We start from the raw sequence: 18,379 nt of genomic DNA on the forward strand, positions 1-18,379 counted from the left end.
AACGGTAAATACATAAAATTAATTTAGAACTACATAAAAGGAATCTATTAAATTAAATAAATACATAAATAGGAGAGATTATAATGACAAAATTTAAAGAAGTATTAGAATTACCAGTGGATGATTTAAAAGCAAGACGAGAAATCCTAGAGGAAGAATTAAGCCTAGTAGTAAGTGAATTAGCTTCGGTGAAAATTACTGAGGAAGTTTTATCTCAATTGAAAACAGAGTTAAATGATTTACCTTTCACGCAATTAGATTTAGAGTGGGATTTCTATCCAGAAAGCGATGATGAAGGTGGTTCAGTATATTATCCTAGCGATTTAAATATCAAGCACAATGGTAAATTAGAAGGATACGGAGTAGATGATATTGAAGACTTCCCTGTTAAAGTAAAATCAAAATACAGTGAAAGTATTTATGACTACACTTTACGAGACGTATTAATGGAAGTACTATGTGATTACAGTTCTGATCTTTACGATTATAATGTTTACTCAATTTCTATTGATCTATCGGAGGCAAAGTAATATGTCACATCCAAACATACATGCAAAAAGTTCAGCTCGAAAATTTGGTGGTAAAATGGAAGACTATTTAGCAATTCATGATTGGTTTGATGATTCTAAATCACATATGGCTGATATGCGTCATAGAGCTTTAAAACATCATTCTGCAGGTATTTATGAAGCAGAGAGAGTATTCGGAAACAGCATCATCAATTCAGACGGAAAGGAGGTATTTGTTCGCTACATTGGTGAGCAGCATGTATTAGAGGATTGGTTCGAAAACATGGAAATGCAAAAGTGGATGCAAAGTCGTGACATGCGTATTCATAAAGCTAATAAGGCAAAGGATAAATTACCTAAAAGTATGAATGATAAAATTAAAGAAATTTGAGCTTAAATAAAAACTAAATATTATTAAATACATAAAGGTGGAATAAAATAATTATGACTAATGAGTATGTAGGTTCTTTTATGGAAGTAATTAATACATTTGATGAGTGCTCAAAGAAAGACATACCACAAGAGTATAAACAATACTGCGAAACAATGAAGAAGATATTTATAGGTATTGAACAGACAAATATTGAACTAAATAAAAGTTTAAATTTCTATATAGGAAACAAAAACATTATAAACTAAAGGAGTCGTTGAAATGATCGGTTATTGTTTAAAAAATGATGAAGGTAAATACTTGTCAATGAATGGAGGATGTACTGATAGTTGGTTCGAAGCAAGTAAATTCGATAGATCTGGAATTGAACAACGTAAAATGTATTTAGAATGTGGATATAAAGTGTTTAAATTTGATATTCAGGAATCTGAAGCAGCAACAAGCATATGTGGAAGTTATTGCAGTAACACAATGAAAGTGCATCTAGACAATAAAGGAATTTGTATGTCTTGTGATTATTGTGGAGAAAAATCTTATTTATCAAATATTCTATAATAGGTAAGTATTATGAAAAGCTAAAAGGAGAGATTTAATGGAAATCAAATTTGAAAACGGTTCAACTATAACATCGATTGATTCAAATGACGTAATTCGTGGTCGTTTATTTAGTCATGTGATTGCTCCAAGAGATTTTGAATACATATTATGTGAGCGAAAAAACGGTAAGAAGTTCATTAAAGTGATCATGTATTTTAATGATGCAAATGGGTATATCGAGGTAGCGAGAATAAACCCAATTAAGAATGCTTTCAACGAAGATGGATACGGGGATATGAACCATTTATTCAGTTGTCTAGAAGATAATCAGAAAGTCATCAGTAGTATTAAACAACAATTAATTAAATAAAATTAACGTTTACTAAAACAGAAAGGTAATGATATAGATTATGAAGAAACGTGTAATTATTGCGAATATCATTAGTAAATTAGAAAGTGATTCAAGGTGTGCTCCAAACCCTTTCGCATCGACGCTTTCAGAGGACGATTACATAAAATTAGGTAAGAGTTATTACGCTAATGAGCTTTTGCGTGAAATTAGAAATATGTTGAATATTCAGCATTAAATAATAGGAACATATTATAAAACTTAGAGAGTCGATGATATAAAGTCGGCTCTCGAATGATAAAATAATAAAATACATAAAATGCTTTACAATTAATGAAATTTTGGATATACTATTAATAATAAAAGGATATCGTAAAGGTGGTTGTAAGTTATGGTTGCTGCTCTTAATACAAATCAGAATGCTGTTCAAATGGTCACTTATATAGGAGATCATATAAATGATTTTTTAAATGATTACAAAAAGAATTCTGAAAGTAGTTTTAGGAACTATAGAAGCAGTTTAAATAAGGTATTTAAAGACCTAATTAAGAAAAGTGAATATAGGTACATTTCTAAAGAGGATATCGAAAACTTAACTGTATCTAGATTAAAAGATTACTTCAATAGTTTACATGATGAATTAAATGAAGATGATGAACCTAAGTATAAGAACGCAACTATTAACAGACATATCTCAGTAATAAAAGAATTTATTAGATACCTAAGAAATTGGGATATCATTTCTTATGATTTAGATAAATTAAATTTGGTTAAATCTTTACCAGACACAAGAGAAGAAATAGAAATGATTCCTTTTGATTTAGCTATGGAATATGCAGATTATTTTGCCAAAGAAGAGCAAGGACTTGAAAAATCATTAATAATAAAGTTAGCTACTGAGACAGCTTTGCGAGCTAGTGAGCTACTAACAGTAGATTGGTCTAATTTCACTGAAGTCGAAGATGGAGTCATTCTTAAGTCTAACGGTCATAATAAAGGTAAAGGAAATAAAGAGTGGATTGATAAAATAGATAAAGAATTATATGAAGAACTTCTACAATTAAAAGAAATAGGAAATACAGATAAATTATTTAATCTTACTTATAAACAGTTAAGAGGAATGATGGATAGAGGGAATAATTTATTAAATAAAACAGGAATAGACTACAGTTTTCACTCATTCAAAAAACTAGCAGTTACTATGTGTTATCTTAATAATGGAAACTGCATTGATACTGCAATGAAGAAAGCAAGGCACAGTAATGTAAATACTACAATGAGATATTTAAGATTAACTAATTTAAATGTAACTGGTATTATATCTGCAAAAATGAATACTTCTGAAGAATTGTATAAAACAGTTTCTCATGAATTATTATTAGAATGTTTAGAAGAAATGCGTCCAGAGATGTTGCTTTTACTAAATAACAAGATAAAAAATAAATCATCAGAGAGCGATTCTCTATGACAAGTCAGATAAAAAGTGGTAAAATAACTCTATTATGAAAGGGGCGTTAGTATATGCAAATTAATAAAACAAGAGAGCAATTAGAAACAGAGATAAAAAGTTTGATACAGTTATTTGCTTCAACAGTTAATAAAAAAGAAGTAGAGCTTATAGTAGAACATTTGAATAGTAAACATGGTATTAAAAAGACTACTATTTACTCACTATTTAATAACTCAAATAACGTTGGGAAATTGACTGTTGAAGAATTAGCCTTATTTGGTCAACAACTTGTTATTAAGTTAGGCATTGATCAGAACGAATGGATGGATACTTGGTTTACAGAACGTGAGAAGAAAGAATATGAAAGTTATCAATTTGTAGATATCCAATCAATGGATGAAATAGATTTTCCTATGATGAGACATAACGTTGTGGATTTGGGAGATGGTTATTACTTAACATCATTAACAAAACAAGAACTTGGAAGATTATATAAGTATGGAAAGTTAAATTATAATCCAAATGTACAACGAGGTATGAAGAAAGTTTTAAGATATGGATTAGTTTCAGAAGAGCCAATAGTAATTCAAAAGAAAGTTAACGAAATTAGAAATCTAACATTAAAAAATAAATTAAGACCTTCTACAGTTATATTGAATGCTAAACAATTTAGTTCAGAAGAAGATTCAGAATTAGTTTTTGATAAAGATAAAAACACATTAACGATAACAGAAGGGACAATTCTAGATATAGTTGATGGGATGCATAGAACTTTAGGAACTTATAGTGCTTACATTAGAGATAAAGAAATTCAAGGGTCTTTTCCTATTATTATATCCAACAAATCCGATGAGGAAATTAAGAGATATCAGTTAGACTTGAATAAACATACGCCTTTAACAAAAGGCAGAGCTAATGAGTTAAAAGAAGAGAATTATGCTAGTGAAGTAATCAATATTTTAAAATCCAAAGGTGAACTTAAAGATAGAATTACAACAAGTACAGATATAAAACATTCATTAAAAGGTAATGAATTTATCCCTTATAACACTTTATATAATGCAATTAGTAGTGTATTTAAGATCAACAGTAGGTTAGATGCTAGAAAAATTGCCGAGGAAATAAATGAATATTTAGTTTATTTATTTGGGATTTTTGGAAAGCATGAAAATGACGAATACAAAGTTCTTTTTGATGCAGACATATTTGAAGGTCATCTAGCATTAATGAAGAAGATGGATGAAAAAGAAATGAGATATGATGAATTAGAAAAAATTATTGATATTAATGAATTCCATATTAATAATGATCGTTGGAATGAATATAAATTGTTAAATAAGAATATAGGTAAGCTATCTAAGAAAGACAGAAGTAGTATTGTTAAATATTTCGAAAGTCTGGTATAGATATAGGGGGAGTAATTAATGTATAACGCTGAGTATAAGGAAGCCTTTTTAAAAGCATCTGAACATGCTGAAGAAACTAAAAACCAATATAGACTGTATTTTAAGAGAACAGAAGCATTTGAGGCTCAAAAAGGTAAGGATTTATATGACATGGACTTTGGCATGTTAGAAGAATTATTTTATTGGGTGCAGAGAAAAACAGAACGATCTGCTGTAAACTTCTTTAATACAATAAAAAATTATATTACATGGGCAAAAGATAACGGGTACGGAGAAAGTTCTCTTAATCCAATTATCGATACTATAAATACAGAATTCGTATCTAAATATTTGTATAGAGAAGGAATTAAATACTATACACGAAAAGATTTATTTAAACATTTTGAGAACATCAACAATGTACGCGATAAAGCCTTAGTTTTAGCTTTGTTTGAAGGTATAAATGGAACGAAGTTTTCGGAAATTATTAATTTAAGAAGAGAAGATTTATCAGAAAAAGAAGACAAGTATTATGCTTCTTTATTGAGTGATGAAGTTGATTTAACCAATAGACAGTTAGAAATATCAAAAGAACTATATGATATGTTAATTGAAACTTTTAATACACAAGAGTATAAGAGCGTAAACGGAAGAGTAAATCGCATTGTCGACGGTGAATACATTTTCAGAAAAAGTAGAGTTGGTGGTAATGATGTTCGTATTACAATACCAATGCTGCAGAACATTATTATAAATGTAGTAAAGGTTGCGTTTGATGACGTGCAAATAACTACAACTTCAATTGGTAACTCTGGAGTTATGTATTATGCTAATGAATTTATGGGTAGTGACAGAGTACTCACTAAAGAAATAGCAACCAAAGTAGCTAATAAATTTGACTTATATAGCTTAGAAATAAAAGGCAAAAAGTATCCTTCTTTCATGAGATTTAAAGAAATTATTGATATAGATTTCATGGAAGAAGAGTATGGTAACTTTAAATTGAACTTCTAAGATTAAAAAGGACTGAATGTAGGACATTCGGTTTCCTTTATACATAATTTAATAAAATACACAATGATTGTTTGATGATTGCTAATAATATTTAAATAAAGATTTACATATCAATTAAATATTATTAAGAAGTATCGAACAAAAATGAGAACAAACGTTTGCATTTCGGTGTTGACATAATTTTGGATGATTGGTAAAATTGGATTATAGCAGTGATAAATGTCACTATACTTATGATAAATACTTTTCAAAAGGGGGAATATAAACATGAGATTGGCAAAAATTGAGGCAGAAATAGCCATTTATAACCAAACACCAGAGGAATTATTAGAACTATTCGATGGGTTAATAGCTCCTGACGGACTTTCTATCGCAAACATTAAAGGTAAAAAAATACTGAATGAGTGTCTAGATTTAAAATTTACTAAAATATTTGAATTACATGATGAAGAAGAGGAAGTAGTATTCTTCCAAAATGAGGCGGTATTGAAATATTATCCTTCTAATAACAAGACATTTAAAGTACAAGATATAATCAGAATTGATGGAAGAGGCGACCATTATATTGTTCCATCTTCTTCATGCATATCGTTGTTTAACAGTGTATCACTCACTACTATAGAGATAAAAAATGCAAAAAATATCGGTGATGTGAAGTTGTTTTTAGAGCAGAACTACCCAGAATACATAGTGCTTCGTAAAATTACCTAATTAAGAATTAATTACGGTTAATGCTAGGGGTGTGGTATTGGCAATGTCTCTAATGTCGCACCTTGAAATTAATATATTATAAAATAAAATACATAAAGGTGGTATGTTATGAATAAAAAATACAGTGAAAAACGTTATGATGATTTTGGATTATTTATTTTTCCTAATAAACGAGGAGAAGGTTTTAAAATAATTAGAGATGAGGATGGATGGATATTTGATAAGACATACAAAGATGAACAAGCTGCACAAAATTGGATAGATGACATGATCGAGCTTACAGATAAATCAAAAGCAAAATGGAAAGCAAATATATAAAATACATAATGGTAGAGGTAATACATATGATTAAAATTTATACTGACGGTAGCTATAAGGATGGATCATCTACACATCACTACTTTGTCATGAAAGGTAATAAAAGAATAAAAAGAAGAACATTTATTGGATTTGATGAATCATCTAATAAAGCGGAAGCAACAACTATAATTAAAGCTTTACAGATGGCATTAAAGAAAGGATGGGAAGGTGTAACAATTCATACAGATTCGTTAACTACTGTATATGGCGTTAAACATGGAAAATTCAATAATGAAGATTTTCGATACATAGCGCATTTACTTAAAGTAACAAAATCAAATATACTGTGGAAGAACAGAAGACATTATAGAATTAAAAAGGCAGATATTGAGTGCCGCAAGATGATGAAAACAAAATTAAGACGAGTAGTTTAAAAATACATACATAAAGGTGAGAGTGAAAAATGAATAAAGATATCATAAATTTAAAGAACACTTTTGGAGCTATTATTGATGAATACAATAAAGGTTCAATGCTAAATGATGACGACAGCATGAAGTCTTGGATTGCTAGATGTGATTGGTTTGTTAAACAGATGGTTGACATTAAAGTAGGTGCAGGATTCAAATATTTTGAGTTGCAAAAAGAGTATAATCCTCTTCAAGAAAATAACAGTGTTGGAGAAGGTGAAGAAACTGAATGATTTTCATGAGTCGAATATCATTGGTCAGTGTGCAAACAAAGAATGTTTAAATGACTTAACAAGAGAGGACGAGTATCTAATAGATGAACATAATTTATACTGCGATTCAATTTGTTACACTAAGTACATGTTGAATGTAGGCACAGTAAAAGAAATTAAATATTAAAATACATAATATATAGATTTTATTAAAAGTGAAATACTCTATATAGTAATAAAATATAAAATAAACACCATATATAGTATTGGAAGGAGGAGTTATCATGAAGCACGAGAATTGGAATTCATTAAGTATCTTCTTATTAGGATTAGCTTATGTTATTCATTTATTTACAATGCATTAAGAATAAATATATAACAAAAACATATTAAATCAAAATTATTAAAAATATAATACATAACTGGAGAATATACATAATGAATCAATACATAGTTTCGTTAGTTTTAAATGGTGACGAATACAACATGAATGTAAAGACAGAGAGTAAAGAAGCTGCTTTACAGTATGTTAAGGACAACCTTAACTTTGACAAAATAATAGGTGTTGCAGAAAAGCTAGACTTTAAACGCAAACGATTTGGTTATTTAGGTAATCCAGATCGCACTCCATATGGAAGTAGAAGTAAGGATATGAAGGCAGCAAGAAAAGTTAAGCGTGGAAATATTGTTAAAAAGAAAGCATAAAATAATACATTCATAAAGAGGTGATAAAATGTATGAAGCTTGGTCGGATGCATCTGTAAGGGGTGATATTGGATATATAGCTTACATTGTCTTTGAAGGCGATATTATAAAGTATCGATTCACAGCAAGAGTGAACATCGATTGTAATTACACTTTGGAAAAATTAGCTCTATGTTTATTAGTTAAAAAGGTAAATGAATTAGGGATAGAGCAAGATGAAATTACAATATTTACTGATTGTAAAGGAATTCCACATCAATTAAGCAAAAAGACTTCTAAAGTATATACACAATTTAACCTATTGATAAAAGAAAAGATAATAAGAAAATACAGGAAGGTCATAAGTTTTAAACATGGTAGAAGAAACAAAGCTCATAAATTAAGTAGATTAGATTCTATTAATTGGTTTGATTATAACACTGCTATTAAATTTAAATAATATAAATACATATAAAGAAAGGGAGAATTGAATATGCGTAAAGACATTATGGTTGATATTGAAACACTTGGTACTGGAGAAAATGCGACTGTATTTCAAATTTCAGCAATGAGTTTTGATTTAACTACAGGGGACAATCACGATTCAATTAATTTAATTGGAGATATAGAAAAGTACGGTAGCTTAAATGTGGACGGTTCAACATTGAAATGGTGGCTAAATACAGATAAAGAATTGCTTACTGAATTACTGATTAAGGGTACATATGCGGAATACGACTTATTTGAAGCTTTGCAGAAATGGTTAGAAGCACAATCGACTACAGGTGATATGAAAGACGTTTACTTATGGGGTAACGGCATCCTATTTGATAATGCTAAATTACAGACTAATTTAAATAGCTGTAGTGGATTGAAGTATCCTATTTTCTATCGTAATGATCGTGATGTGCGTACAATTTTAGAATTAGCTAGTATTAAATCAGGCTTAACAGAAGATGAAATTAAAGAGTCTGTGACAGATGAAAATGAACGTAAACATGATGCCTTTGATGATATTGCATTCCAAATTCGTTTAGTAGTTAAGTGTTATAAAATACTGATGGATACAAAAGAATTGAACTCTGAAGAATGTTTTTAATTAAAACCACTCTATTATTTAAAAATTTGAATGGTTTTTATGAAAGGAGAAGTGGTTATGATTACAGAAGTTATTGACGAATTAAACAGAAGAATGGAAGAATCATTGGACAATGAAGATACAGAAGCATATAACAATTTAAATGCTTTTTATCAATGGTTTGTAGAGAAGTTTATCTATTAAATAATTTGTGAATTATCCAGTAAAAATTCAAAAAGGAGACTTAGACGATGACAATAGAAGAATATATAAATAGCAAAGATAATGGACAATCATTAGAAGAGATTCAAAAGGACAAGCTACTAAGTGAAGCTACAGTTTGGACGTTAGAACTTGGCTACCAATGCTATTTACAAAAGGTAAACATTTGAACAATATTAATCAGTAATTAAGAAGGAGAATAAAAATGAAAGTTCATAAACTTATTGAGAAGTTACAAAAATTAGACGGTGATTTAGATGTATGGGTGAGTAGTGATGGTCTTAATTATGAAATTGCTGACGAGGTAGACGTTGATAGTGAAAATGATGTTATTATTTTAGGGAAATTCAAGCCTAATTATTGAAAATACGATGACATTGAATAATAGTGGAATTTTATAAAATGAAGAACGGTGTCATAGGCATCATAGCCACTATTATTCTTGATACTAGTAACTTAGATAAAATTAATTAATAAAATACATAAAAAATAGTTGAAATTGGTAATGTAATAGTTTAAGATATATTTAACAAATAAAACAAATAAATGAAAGTTATAACATTCTCATTTTAAATTAATAGTTGTTATGTAGCAAATGTCGGTGTTTAGTTAATAAAATACATAATGATGAAACGGAGATGTTGATAATGTTTGAAGAAATAAAACAGATAAGTAATGATTCCATAATAGATAATAAATTAAGAGAAGCGTTCATTAAGCAGATGGCAAAAGGTTATCAAGAAATGGGAGAGTTAAGCCTTCAAATTTCTAATGAATGGTACAGTGTCGAAAATGAAGGTGAATCGATAAACGATAAAATAGTAAAAGGGGAGTGGTGATCTTGATTAAAATTGTACAAAGTGACATTTTACAAAGTGACAAAGATATAATTGGACATCAAGTGAATTGTTTAGGAGTTATGGGTGCAGGAGTAGCTAAACAAGTCAAGGCTAAGTATTCCGAGACATTCTTAGAGTATAAAAAGATTTGTGATGTTTATAAAGAAAATAAAGAAGAGTTAATGGGTCATGTTTATATGGCTCATAACTCTGACGGAAAGATTATTGCAAACGTATTTAGTCAACTGGATGTAGGTAGAAATGAACGTAAAACTGACTATAAAAAACTTAAAGTAGGTCTGAAAAAGGTATACGAGTACGCAAAGGAAAACAATCTATCAGTTGCTTTGCCATACAAGATTGGTTGTGGGTTAGCAGGAGGTAATTGGAACATTGTTTATAAAATAATTGATTCAGTTTTTGATGATTATGAGGTAACGCTGTACGAGTTTAAATAAAAGGATGTTTTTATTTAAAAATACATAAGAATAGAGGTGCAGAAATGGTTATACATTTATTTGACGAAATGCGATCCAATAGAAAGACATCTCAACAATACATTATTACATACGAAAATAAAGAAACTATTAAAGAATTATCTAAGTTAGGTTCAATTACATATAAATCTCCAGTAATTAATGTATTATTTATTGATACAATGAAAAGTAGAAACGAGTTAATGAATGTTGAAGGAGTTATGAGCGTTACATTGCCGAAGAATGGCAGATTATTAAATAATAAAGAGAAAAGTACATATTAGAGGAACAATGAATGAAAAAATTAACAAATGAGGAATTAGTAGAGTTATATCAAATAGATGGTAATGAATTGGCATTTGAAGAACTCTATAAGAGGAATCAAGGACTTATACATAAGGTAATTAATAAGTTTAGTAATGTTATTGTCATCAGTAAAGAAGATGTAAAAAGTGCTTGTGTTTTAGGGTTCGTCAGAGCTGCGAAAGCTTACAGTAAAGATAATAAGTGTAAATTCTCTTCTTATTGTTATATCGTTATGGTGAATGAAGTTAATACTAGTCTCAATAGCGCTAGTAGAAAGATGAGAAACGACCTAAATCGGTCATTCTGTTATTTAGATGAAAATGTAAATGACGGAGAAGGTAGCAAGTTAATTGATATTATCGATATGTCTGGAAAAGATGTGTTGTACAAAGAGGATTATACATACTTACATAATGCAGTGGAGTACGCAAAGGGATTTATTATGGATAAATACTATCCATATCTTATACCTTTGACACTTAAAGAAACATCTATTTATAAAGTAGCACCATTAATTGATGTTAGTCCAAAGACAGTACACTATACGATGAAAAGATTCAGAAAATATATGCAAGAATACATAACTAAATATATGAATTACGAGATTGTTTCTTAAGCAAATAAAAAAAGGATGATATCATCCTTTAGGTTTAGCATTAGTTTTCTTGCTTACTTGCTGTAGTGCTTCAATATACTTTTTAGCAGTTTCAAGCTCATTATCAGAAATGCTGTTTACAAGGTTTTTCAAAGCAAGGTGTTCATCTATATTAATAACTTTGGAATTTTTATTTTCAGACATATACGATCAATCCTTTACGACTTATATAGGTGATATGTTAGCACTTTGTTAAGGGGCGTTTCAAATAATATGATTGTGGAGGAGATGGATATGAAAGAGTTACATTACAATCCAACCGAAGTTCAAGAATTAGTATTTAAAGATAAAGAAGGTATTTCAAACTACATACATGTTTCTATTGAAGAGATGGACTACATGATGAAATTAGCAATTAAATATCAGCAGCTACATGAAACATGGTTTAAAGGAATTGAAAATGAAGAGCCAACGATAATATTCTTACGTAAATGCAAAGAAATAATTGAAGAAGTAAATCCTGAATATAGAAAAGCAATGGCATAATGTTTAATAAAAAATAAGTATTATTGAAAGGAAACTGATAATGAATAAATTAGAAATAATTAAAAAGCAATGGAATGAATATGAGACAGAATTTGCTAAGAGTGATTATATAGACATCGATACCCATACAAGTATGGCATTCAAAGTACCAATGTTATTAAACAAATTAGACAAAATACATAAAGATTTACTTCAAATGAAGAAGATCGGTAATTGTACGTATGTTGATATTGATTATATGTTAAATGCTATTGAAAACGATAAATATTAAGGAGAGATTTAGATGAATGATTCAAAGAACAAATATATTGTTAGTGTATATTTAAAAGGTGGACATAGTATCGATGTAGAATGTGAAGATTGGAATTTCACTAAAAATCACGACGGTACTTTTAATGGATATAGCTTTACAGGTATGAAGAAAGGTGAACAAATTACTTTAAGTATTCCAGATATAGTAGCAGTTAAAACGCAATTAAGTTAGATAAAAATTCACTTTTATAAAAGGAGAGATCGTAATGGATGATTTTTATTACAATTTACCAAAATTAAAAGCACGAGTAAAAGAATTAGAAGAACGTGAAGAGAAATTAGACAAAATTAAATCCAAGTTATCTATTGGTACAATTATTTATGACTTGGATGCACACAAGGAAGCCAAAGCTACCAGATTAAAAAATGGGAGTAATGATTTTGAAGCCTCCTATTTAGATGGTTCATATAGCAGAGGTTATCATTACTTAGTGCCAAACTGGAGATTTACTAATTAAATAATAGTACGATTTTACATAACAAAATACATATATGGAGGAATAGTGTATGAACTTAGAACAACTTAAAAGAGGAAATGAGTTAGTTAAGATAATAAAAACTACTGAAGATGGAATTGTTGAAATTAAAAAATTAATTTCAAAACAAAGAGATTTTAAAGAAAAAGATAGACATTATGATGATTGCAACTATTCTTTATCCATTAGTGAGCATTCAGATGGATCAGGAATAAATGCAAAGTTATATCGTTATCAAGGTAATGCTGAGTTAATAAATGTTATCTTGAAAACTTTAGAAAATCAGTTGGTGAGGTTTCAAAAAGAATTAGAAAGTCTATAAAATACACGTATTATTTAATTGTTTGCAATAAAAATACATAAAAAAAGGAATGGTGTTTAGTGCAATTTACATTAACTGAAGAACAATACAGTGAAATTAAAAAAGATATCTTAGCAAATCAATTCGATTTTAAATTTGAAAAGAACAAACTGAAAGCATACTTAGGAGAAGACCTATACAGTTCGCTAAAGAAATCTAAAGCTATTATTGCAGGAGGTATGATTTCAAGCTTATTTACTAATAAAGAAATTAATGATGTAGATGTATATTTCCGTGATTATAATGCACTTTATTTATTTGCTGAACAAACTTTATCAGGGAATCATGTAGTCTCACACACAAATAAAGCTACACAATTTATTAAGAAATACTTAGATGAACAAATTTTAGTACAGATCATTCATTATCGTACATATGAGAAAGTTGAAGATATTTTTGATACATATGATTTTACAGTTTGCATGGGCGCATATGATTTTGAAATTGAAGAATTCATTTTACATCCAGAGTTCCTAAAACATAATTCACAACGTATTTTACGGTTTAATTCGAATACTAGTTATCCCTTAATTTCAGCTATTCGTACACAGAAGTATGAAGATAAGGGATACAAAATTTCAAAAGCAGAATATTTCCGTGTTCTGATGACTTGTATGACATTAAATATTACATCTTATGATGAGTTAAAAGAACAGCTAGGTGGTATGTATGGCGAATCTTATGATCGACTATTTGATGATGTAAAAGATGAAGAGTTTGATTTACAAGTAGCAATTGACCGTATTGCAAACTTTTCTAAATCAGAATCCTACTTCAAAGAATATCGTCCTATCGATTATGATATTGATGAAATTTTAGATGAATTAGACAAGGGTGAAAGATTCGTTGTTAAATTAAAGGATGGCAATGAGTACAGAGTTATTAATGATGAAGTAATTGGAGAATATCCATCAGAAAAAGAAGCAACAGAACTTGATGTGCAAGAGTTTTATAAAGATAAGAAATTCTATAAGTTTGTTCAAAAATCAGGAGAATCATTACAAAGTTTCTTCCGTTCCACATTTAAATATGCAGTTGGTGAAGAAGTAATGGCTGAAAAAGAATATCCAAATAATTCATATGGTGCTCATGGTAAGTTATTCTTCAATCATAAAAACGAATTAAAGCACTCAACTTACTTCAGTAATATTGACAGAGTATTAATTGAAGTTGAGATTGAAGGATCTGATGTAATTGAAGATGGTCTACATGAACTTACTGCAACTAAATGTAAGGTGATTCGAGAAGTACCTGAAGCAGAATGGAAAGAGTGGTTAGGAATTAAGGAAGAAGTTAAATCTGAACCGTCAACAGATATAAGTAGTAATGATATTGGGGATTTATGGTGATTTCATTAAATAATATTCTGCTTTTATAAAATTAAAATAATAAATACATGAAAAGGAGTGTTGATATTTGAATAGTCAAGGTAGTAAATTAAAGTTAGTTATGATCACAAGTAATAGTAATAATTACATTTCTGACAATGTTAATAATGAAGGATACTTCTATACAAAGCTATCGAATTTATTGTTTGATGGTAAAAATCTAGAAAATACATACGATAATAATTGGTTTAAAATCGATTCAATTCCTACGAAAATAGAGAAAGTGAAACCTAAAACAAAAATCAATCAACGATATGAGTTAAAAGAAGGTTATCCAGAGAGCGAGCTTACACCAAAAGTAGTTAATTGTTCTGATTTTGATGATAATTATGATGAAGTGCGTGGTTTATATACATTCAAGTACGATGAAGTAGAAGAGGGTTTTGAAGATGTAGAGTTTGAAGTGAATGTAATCGAGGAAGTGGATGGAGAATTTGAAATGAAACAACTCCAATATACACCTAAATACAACTTTTTAGATAAAATTCAGACTCATCCAAAGTTATTACCATTAAAGCCATGTAAGCTTTCAAATGAACAATCATATAAGATTATTCGTGACTTTGTGAAGAACAATATTAATTCTAAATATGCAGCTATTACAAGCGACTATTATTTCTGTTTCACAGTAAAGAAGAAAATTGAATTGTATGAACCACGACAATATCAAGTAGATATTAATTCTGGATACAAACGTAGAAAACCTAAATATGAAACTCGTTATCAACGTAGTAGAGAAGTTACAGTTTTTGAGGTTGCACCTAAACCATACCAAAGCTATACAATTGTTACACCATTTGAAGGTGCTAGCTACGAAGATTTACTGGTTAATATTGATACATATTTAAATGATCTTATTACAAAGATTAATGAACCACTAATTGAATGCGAATGTTGTAAAGGGACTGGAGTGATTATTGATGGCAACAATTAAATTGCATAAGGATTATCTTAAAAACGAATTGGACTTGCCAAGCAGTGCTGTACTTGATGAAATTACAGATACTTCACGTTGGAGTGTTCACCATCGAATTATCTTTAAGCATGACGGTAAGTTTTATGAAGCTTATTACAGTGAAGGGGCTACTGAGATGCAAGATGAGCGTCCTTGGGAATATGAAGATGAAGTGGAATGTGATGAGGTCGAGCTAAAAGAAGTTAAAGTAGTGAAATGGGTTAAAGTTTAAATAATATTTCAGTATTATTTAAAGAGGAGTGTGGTATAGATTGAATGATTTTGTAGTAAATATTTTATCAGTTAGTTCATACATATCAGCAGTATTGATTATTATCGTAGGTTGTCTAGTTTTAATTAGTCTTCTTTTATATCCAATATGGTATTTGTTTAATACAGTACTGTACAAACGAATTAAAGGCGTTACATATTTTGTTCAATTCATTAGATATAAAAAGGAATTTATTAAATGGTTTAAAGAGACACGACCAGATGTTTATAAGCCTAAATTAAAAGAAGGAGAATGATTGAATGTCTAAATATACAAATGAACAAATTGCAGACAAAATAATGAGTGAAGGACTTGGTTACACTGTACAACATTATTTATCTTATGAAAAAATACAGGACGGTGAGTTAGCTGAACTCTGGAAGCAAGCAGGTGATGTATTGGATAAAATCGATGAAAAGTTAAAAGAATTTTACTATTAAATAATAATCACATTTTATAAAAATCGGAGGAAGATAAATGCATAAATTTTATGATGATCTAAAGGGTTACATTCTTAAGCAAGACGAAGATACAAAAGCAACATTAATTCCTTACTACGAAACACTGTATCAACTTGAAAATTATCCAGAATTGAAAGAATTTTTAACTATATATGAAGAAGGCAATTATACATTAGACTACAACGAACCTGAGGATCACGACTTTTCTTCTAACGGATGGTTTGAAGTATATGAAATGAAAAATAAGATTTCTTATAATATTGAGTTAGACATTGGTACTATGAAAGGTCATTATTGTACATGTAAGCCAGAAGATGAAGGTTATAATTCTGATAAAGGATGCTGCGGAGTACTTTGTGATGCACATCTACCAGAGGTGTCTATTGTTAAAGAGGTAAAGATGATAAAGCATGAATTCCAAGGATATGAGTGTGATCTGTGGGTATTAGAAGAAAAGTGGTTTACAGAGCATGAAAAAGACTTACTACAGAAGAAAAAGTTAGAAAAGGTAAGTAAAATAGAGGCGCAGATTGTACAATTACAAGAGGAATTAAAAGTAGTAAAATCAGAACTTAAAAATTAATTAATAAAATACATAAAAATACTTGAAATATGAAATTGAGATGTTATAATAAACATATAAGCTAAGAAAGGGAGTGATGATCATGGTCAGTAGATTGAATTATACAGATGAACAGGAGATTTTAAACATGCTAGACTATATGAATGAACAACAAGAATTCACTCGTGATGATGCTGTTTGGTGTAATAAGACAATCAAGAAACTGCTACTGGAATTACATTTTATAAGAAATGATATTATTAATCAATAAAATACATGAAAGTTAGGTGATTTGATATTGGCTGAAACTCCAGTGGAAGAAAAGAATGTAGTGCAATTAACTGAAGACTACAGAATTACAAGCGATCAACGTAACATCATCTTACAGAAACGTTATCAAAGACGTGAAGGCAAAGGTCGAAATGCTCCATTAATTAATGAGTACGACTACAAAGATGTTGGATACTTCGGTAATTTAAAATCATTACTAAACGGCTTAGTGAATTATGAAATACCTTTATCTGCTACAATGACTGGGAAAATTGAAGATGCTCATTTACGAATTGAAAAGTTACGAGATGAAATTGTGCAACATGTATTAGACAAAGTAAATCTTCTTCAACATAATCCTAAGTTAAAAGAAAATGTAGACGGTGATGCTGATTGACCGTGCGATATGTTGGAATTGACCCATCATCAATGACAGGATTCTTTATACAAGATGAAAAAGGTAAGATTATAGTTGAAACTGATTTATTCTATACATACAGAAAAGATCCAGAAAGAATGATTTATATTGCTGAAGAAATAGTAAGGAAATTAAACATAGAAACAGACATCATTTGCATTGAAAATTTCAGTTATAATTCAGTTGGACAAAGTATTGATTATCAATACGGAGTCGGTTGGATAATTAGAGAACATCTGCATAATGCAGGGTTTAAATATTACGATGTTAGTCCAAAAAGTTTAAAGAAGTTTGCAACTGGTAACGGTAATGCATCCAAAAAACTTATGGTTGAGCCTATAGAAAAACGGTGGGGATTCAAACATCCTAGTGATAATGTTACAGATGCATTCATATTATCAGAGATTGCTAAGGCTATTGATAAGGGTAATGAATATGAAAAGTTAAAGGATCATGAAAAGCAGGTTGTTAAAGTTGTTAAAAGTAGTATTTTGAATAAAGATGAGTGGAAAGAAGTTAAGCCTCCGCCTTGGATGAATCCGAGAAGTAAATATTACTTCAAGCGAGAAGGATTAGAAGAAGGCAGCAACTTTAAAGAAGAAAAACAACAAGCAAAATAATTAATGTTATACATAATTTTAAACTATCGAACCTTGAATGATGTAAATAATTAAAATTAATACATATGAAGATAAAATATATAACAATCGCATGTTATTAAGTAGTGAGTTTCGCCAAAGCTCATTACATATTCTCAAAGTAAAATCCTAATATTATTTAAAGTTTAGTTAGGTACATTGTGATTTGGTTCGATAGTTAATGAATAAAATA

The 18,379-nt window shown here is 29.3% G+C and carries 36 protein-coding genes; 35 read left to right on the forward strand and 1 reads right to left on the reverse strand.

Annotated elements, in window-relative coordinates:
- Window positions 1–83: 83 nt before the first annotated feature.
- The 21 genes from MOK21_RS10985 (at window position 84) to MOK21_RS11080 (ending at window position 11,549) form a co-directional block, all read left to right on the forward strand.
- Complete coding sequence (locus MOK21_RS10985) at window positions 84–530, forward strand: hypothetical protein (RefSeq protein WP_249073983.1); 447 nt, start codon at window positions 84–86, stop codon at window positions 528–530.
- Between the two features lies 1 nt (window position 531).
- Window positions 532–900: a DUF6915 family protein gene (locus MOK21_RS10990; protein WP_249073984.1), complete on the forward strand. Its 369-nt coding sequence runs from the start codon at window positions 532–534 to the stop codon at window positions 898–900.
- A gap of 261 nt (window positions 901–1,161) precedes the next feature.
- Window positions 1,162–1,455 (forward strand): hypothetical protein, encoded by a 294-nt coding sequence (locus MOK21_RS10995; RefSeq protein WP_249073985.1) that lies wholly within the window; start codon window positions 1,162–1,164, stop codon window positions 1,453–1,455.
- 37 nt (window positions 1,456–1,492) lie between these two features.
- Window positions 1,493–1,807 carry a hypothetical protein gene (locus MOK21_RS11000; RefSeq protein ID WP_249073986.1) on the forward strand — a complete coding sequence of 105 codons (315 nt, stop codon included), beginning with the start codon at window positions 1,493–1,495 and terminating at the stop codon, window positions 1,805–1,807.
- A 370-nt stretch (window positions 1,808–2,177) separates the two neighbouring features.
- Window positions 2,178–3,254, forward strand: coding sequence for a tyrosine-type recombinase/integrase (locus tag MOK21_RS11005; protein WP_249073987.1), 1,077 nt, complete (start codon window positions 2,178–2,180; stop codon window positions 3,252–3,254).
- A 53-nt stretch (window positions 3,255–3,307) separates the two neighbouring features.
- A complete protein-coding gene (locus MOK21_RS11010) occupies window positions 3,308–4,642 on the forward strand; it encodes a ParB N-terminal domain-containing protein (protein WP_249073988.1) in 1,335 nt (444 codons plus the stop codon).
- An 18-nt stretch (window positions 4,643–4,660) separates the two neighbouring features.
- Window positions 4,661–5,635 (forward strand): tyrosine-type recombinase/integrase, encoded by a 975-nt coding sequence (locus MOK21_RS11015; RefSeq protein WP_249073989.1) that lies wholly within the window; start codon window positions 4,661–4,663, stop codon window positions 5,633–5,635.
- A gap of 267 nt (window positions 5,636–5,902) precedes the next feature.
- On the forward strand, window positions 5,903–6,346 hold the full coding sequence (locus MOK21_RS11020) for a hypothetical protein (RefSeq protein ID WP_249073990.1): 444 nt from the start codon (window positions 5,903–5,905) through the stop codon (window positions 6,344–6,346).
- A gap of 108 nt (window positions 6,347–6,454) precedes the next feature.
- Window positions 6,455–6,664, forward strand: coding sequence for a hypothetical protein (locus MOK21_RS11025; protein ID WP_249073991.1), 210 nt, complete (start codon window positions 6,455–6,457; stop codon window positions 6,662–6,664).
- Window positions 6,665–6,690: 26 nt separating this feature from the next.
- Window positions 6,691–7,080, forward strand: a complete 390-nt coding sequence (locus tag MOK21_RS11030) for a ribonuclease H family protein (RefSeq protein ID WP_249073992.1) — start codon at window positions 6,691–6,693, stop codon at window positions 7,078–7,080.
- A gap of 29 nt (window positions 7,081–7,109) precedes the next feature.
- Window positions 7,110–7,349 (forward strand): hypothetical protein, encoded by a 240-nt coding sequence (locus tag MOK21_RS11035; RefSeq protein ID WP_249073993.1) that lies wholly within the window; start codon window positions 7,110–7,112, stop codon window positions 7,347–7,349.
- Between the two features lie 417 nt (window positions 7,350–7,766).
- Window positions 7,767–8,033 (forward strand): hypothetical protein, encoded by a 267-nt coding sequence (locus MOK21_RS11040; RefSeq protein WP_249073994.1) that lies wholly within the window; start codon window positions 7,767–7,769, stop codon window positions 8,031–8,033.
- A 28-nt stretch (window positions 8,034–8,061) separates the two neighbouring features.
- A complete protein-coding gene (locus MOK21_RS11045) occupies window positions 8,062–8,472 on the forward strand; it encodes a hypothetical protein (RefSeq protein WP_249073995.1) in 411 nt (136 codons plus the stop codon).
- Between the two features lie 33 nt (window positions 8,473–8,505).
- The gene (locus MOK21_RS11050; RefSeq protein WP_249073996.1) at window positions 8,506–9,111 is read left to right on the forward strand and encodes a 3'-5' exonuclease; all 606 of its coding nucleotides are present in this window, start codon (window positions 8,506–8,508) and stop codon (window positions 9,109–9,111) included.
- Window positions 9,112–9,168: 57 nt separating this feature from the next.
- On the forward strand, window positions 9,169–9,294 hold the full coding sequence (locus MOK21_RS23760; RefSeq protein ID WP_283164676.1) for a hypothetical protein: 126 nt from the start codon (window positions 9,169–9,171) through the stop codon (window positions 9,292–9,294).
- 47 nt (window positions 9,295–9,341) lie between these two features.
- Complete coding sequence (locus tag MOK21_RS11055) at window positions 9,342–9,482, forward strand: hypothetical protein (protein WP_249073997.1); 141 nt, start codon at window positions 9,342–9,344, stop codon at window positions 9,480–9,482.
- Window positions 9,483–9,517: 35 nt separating this feature from the next.
- On the forward strand, window positions 9,518–9,676 hold the full coding sequence (locus MOK21_RS11060; protein WP_249073998.1) for a hypothetical protein: 159 nt from the start codon (window positions 9,518–9,520) through the stop codon (window positions 9,674–9,676).
- Between the two features lie 283 nt (window positions 9,677–9,959).
- Window positions 9,960–10,151, forward strand: a complete 192-nt coding sequence (locus MOK21_RS11065) for a hypothetical protein (protein WP_249073999.1) — start codon at window positions 9,960–9,962, stop codon at window positions 10,149–10,151.
- Entirely contained in the window at window positions 10,148–10,609 is a 462-nt protein-coding gene (locus tag MOK21_RS11070; protein ID WP_249074000.1) for a macro domain-containing protein, read from the forward strand. Before MOK21_RS11065 ends, MOK21_RS11070 begins: the two co-directional genes overlap by 4 nt.
- A gap of 44 nt (window positions 10,610–10,653) precedes the next feature.
- A complete protein-coding gene (locus MOK21_RS11075; RefSeq protein WP_249074001.1) occupies window positions 10,654–10,911 on the forward strand; it encodes a hypothetical protein in 258 nt (85 codons plus the stop codon).
- A gap of 11 nt (window positions 10,912–10,922) precedes the next feature.
- Entirely contained in the window at window positions 10,923–11,549 is a 627-nt protein-coding gene (locus MOK21_RS11080) for an RNA polymerase sigma factor (protein WP_249074002.1), read from the forward strand.
- 21 nt (window positions 11,550–11,570) lie between these two features.
- Here MOK21_RS11080 and MOK21_RS11085 read toward each other — a convergent pair whose 3' ends face one another.
- Window positions 11,571–11,732, reverse strand: a complete 162-nt coding sequence (locus tag MOK21_RS11085) for a hypothetical protein (protein WP_249074003.1) — start codon at window positions 11,730–11,732, stop codon at window positions 11,571–11,573.
- Between the two features lie 90 nt (window positions 11,733–11,822).
- Here MOK21_RS11085 and MOK21_RS11090 point away from each other — a divergent pair, with 90 nt between their 5' ends.
- From MOK21_RS11090 to MOK21_RS11155, 14 genes are all read left to right on the forward strand, one after another.
- Window positions 11,823–12,074, forward strand: a complete 252-nt coding sequence (locus tag MOK21_RS11090) for a hypothetical protein (protein WP_249074004.1) — start codon at window positions 11,823–11,825, stop codon at window positions 12,072–12,074.
- A gap of 40 nt (window positions 12,075–12,114) precedes the next feature.
- On the forward strand, window positions 12,115–12,345 hold the full coding sequence (locus tag MOK21_RS11095) for a hypothetical protein (protein WP_249074005.1): 231 nt from the start codon (window positions 12,115–12,117) through the stop codon (window positions 12,343–12,345).
- A gap of 12 nt (window positions 12,346–12,357) precedes the next feature.
- Complete coding sequence (locus MOK21_RS11100) at window positions 12,358–12,558, forward strand: hypothetical protein (protein WP_249074006.1); 201 nt, start codon at window positions 12,358–12,360, stop codon at window positions 12,556–12,558.
- Between the two features lie 34 nt (window positions 12,559–12,592).
- Entirely contained in the window at window positions 12,593–12,844 is a 252-nt protein-coding gene (locus MOK21_RS11105) for a hypothetical protein (protein WP_249074007.1), read from the forward strand.
- A gap of 49 nt (window positions 12,845–12,893) precedes the next feature.
- On the forward strand, window positions 12,894–13,184 hold the full coding sequence (locus MOK21_RS11110) for a hypothetical protein (RefSeq protein ID WP_249074008.1): 291 nt from the start codon (window positions 12,894–12,896) through the stop codon (window positions 13,182–13,184).
- A gap of 59 nt (window positions 13,185–13,243) precedes the next feature.
- Window positions 13,244–14,572 carry a Gabija anti-defense Gad2 family protein gene (locus tag MOK21_RS11115; protein ID WP_249074009.1) on the forward strand — a complete coding sequence of 443 codons (1,329 nt, stop codon included), beginning with the start codon at window positions 13,244–13,246 and terminating at the stop codon, window positions 14,570–14,572.
- A 100-nt stretch (window positions 14,573–14,672) separates the two neighbouring features.
- Window positions 14,673–15,545 carry a hypothetical protein gene (locus MOK21_RS11120; RefSeq protein WP_249074010.1) on the forward strand — a complete coding sequence of 291 codons (873 nt, stop codon included), beginning with the start codon at window positions 14,673–14,675 and terminating at the stop codon, window positions 15,543–15,545.
- Entirely contained in the window at window positions 15,532–15,798 is a 267-nt protein-coding gene (locus tag MOK21_RS11125; protein WP_249074011.1) for a hypothetical protein, read from the forward strand. The genes MOK21_RS11120 and MOK21_RS11125 overlap by 14 nt, the downstream gene beginning before the upstream one ends.
- Before the next feature lie 28 nt (window positions 15,799–15,826).
- On the forward strand, window positions 15,827–16,093 hold the full coding sequence (locus MOK21_RS11130) for a hypothetical protein (protein ID WP_249074012.1): 267 nt from the start codon (window positions 15,827–15,829) through the stop codon (window positions 16,091–16,093).
- Between the two features lie 4 nt (window positions 16,094–16,097).
- A complete protein-coding gene (locus MOK21_RS11135; protein ID WP_249074013.1) occupies window positions 16,098–16,277 on the forward strand; it encodes a hypothetical protein in 180 nt (59 codons plus the stop codon).
- A gap of 37 nt (window positions 16,278–16,314) precedes the next feature.
- Window positions 16,315–16,881: a hypothetical protein gene (locus MOK21_RS11140; protein ID WP_249074014.1), complete on the forward strand. Its 567-nt coding sequence runs from the start codon at window positions 16,315–16,317 to the stop codon at window positions 16,879–16,881.
- Window positions 16,882–16,963: 82 nt separating this feature from the next.
- Window positions 16,964–17,131: a hypothetical protein gene (locus MOK21_RS11145; protein ID WP_249074015.1), complete on the forward strand. Its 168-nt coding sequence runs from the start codon at window positions 16,964–16,966 to the stop codon at window positions 17,129–17,131.
- Between the two features lie 27 nt (window positions 17,132–17,158).
- The gene (locus tag MOK21_RS11150; RefSeq protein ID WP_249074016.1) at window positions 17,159–17,527 is read left to right on the forward strand and encodes a hypothetical protein; all 369 of its coding nucleotides are present in this window, start codon (window positions 17,159–17,161) and stop codon (window positions 17,525–17,527) included.
- Window positions 17,524–18,168 carry a RuvC family protein gene (locus MOK21_RS11155; RefSeq protein ID WP_249074017.1) on the forward strand — a complete coding sequence of 215 codons (645 nt, stop codon included), beginning with the start codon at window positions 17,524–17,526 and terminating at the stop codon, window positions 18,166–18,168. Before MOK21_RS11150 ends, MOK21_RS11155 begins: the two co-directional genes overlap by 4 nt.
- Window positions 18,169–18,379: the final 211 nt, after the last annotated feature.

Origin of the sequence: Lysinibacillus sp. BPa_S21 (assembly GCF_023337795.1) — a bacterium.
Classification (GTDB): Bacteria; Bacillota; Bacilli; order Bacillales_A; family Planococcaceae; genus Lysinibacillus.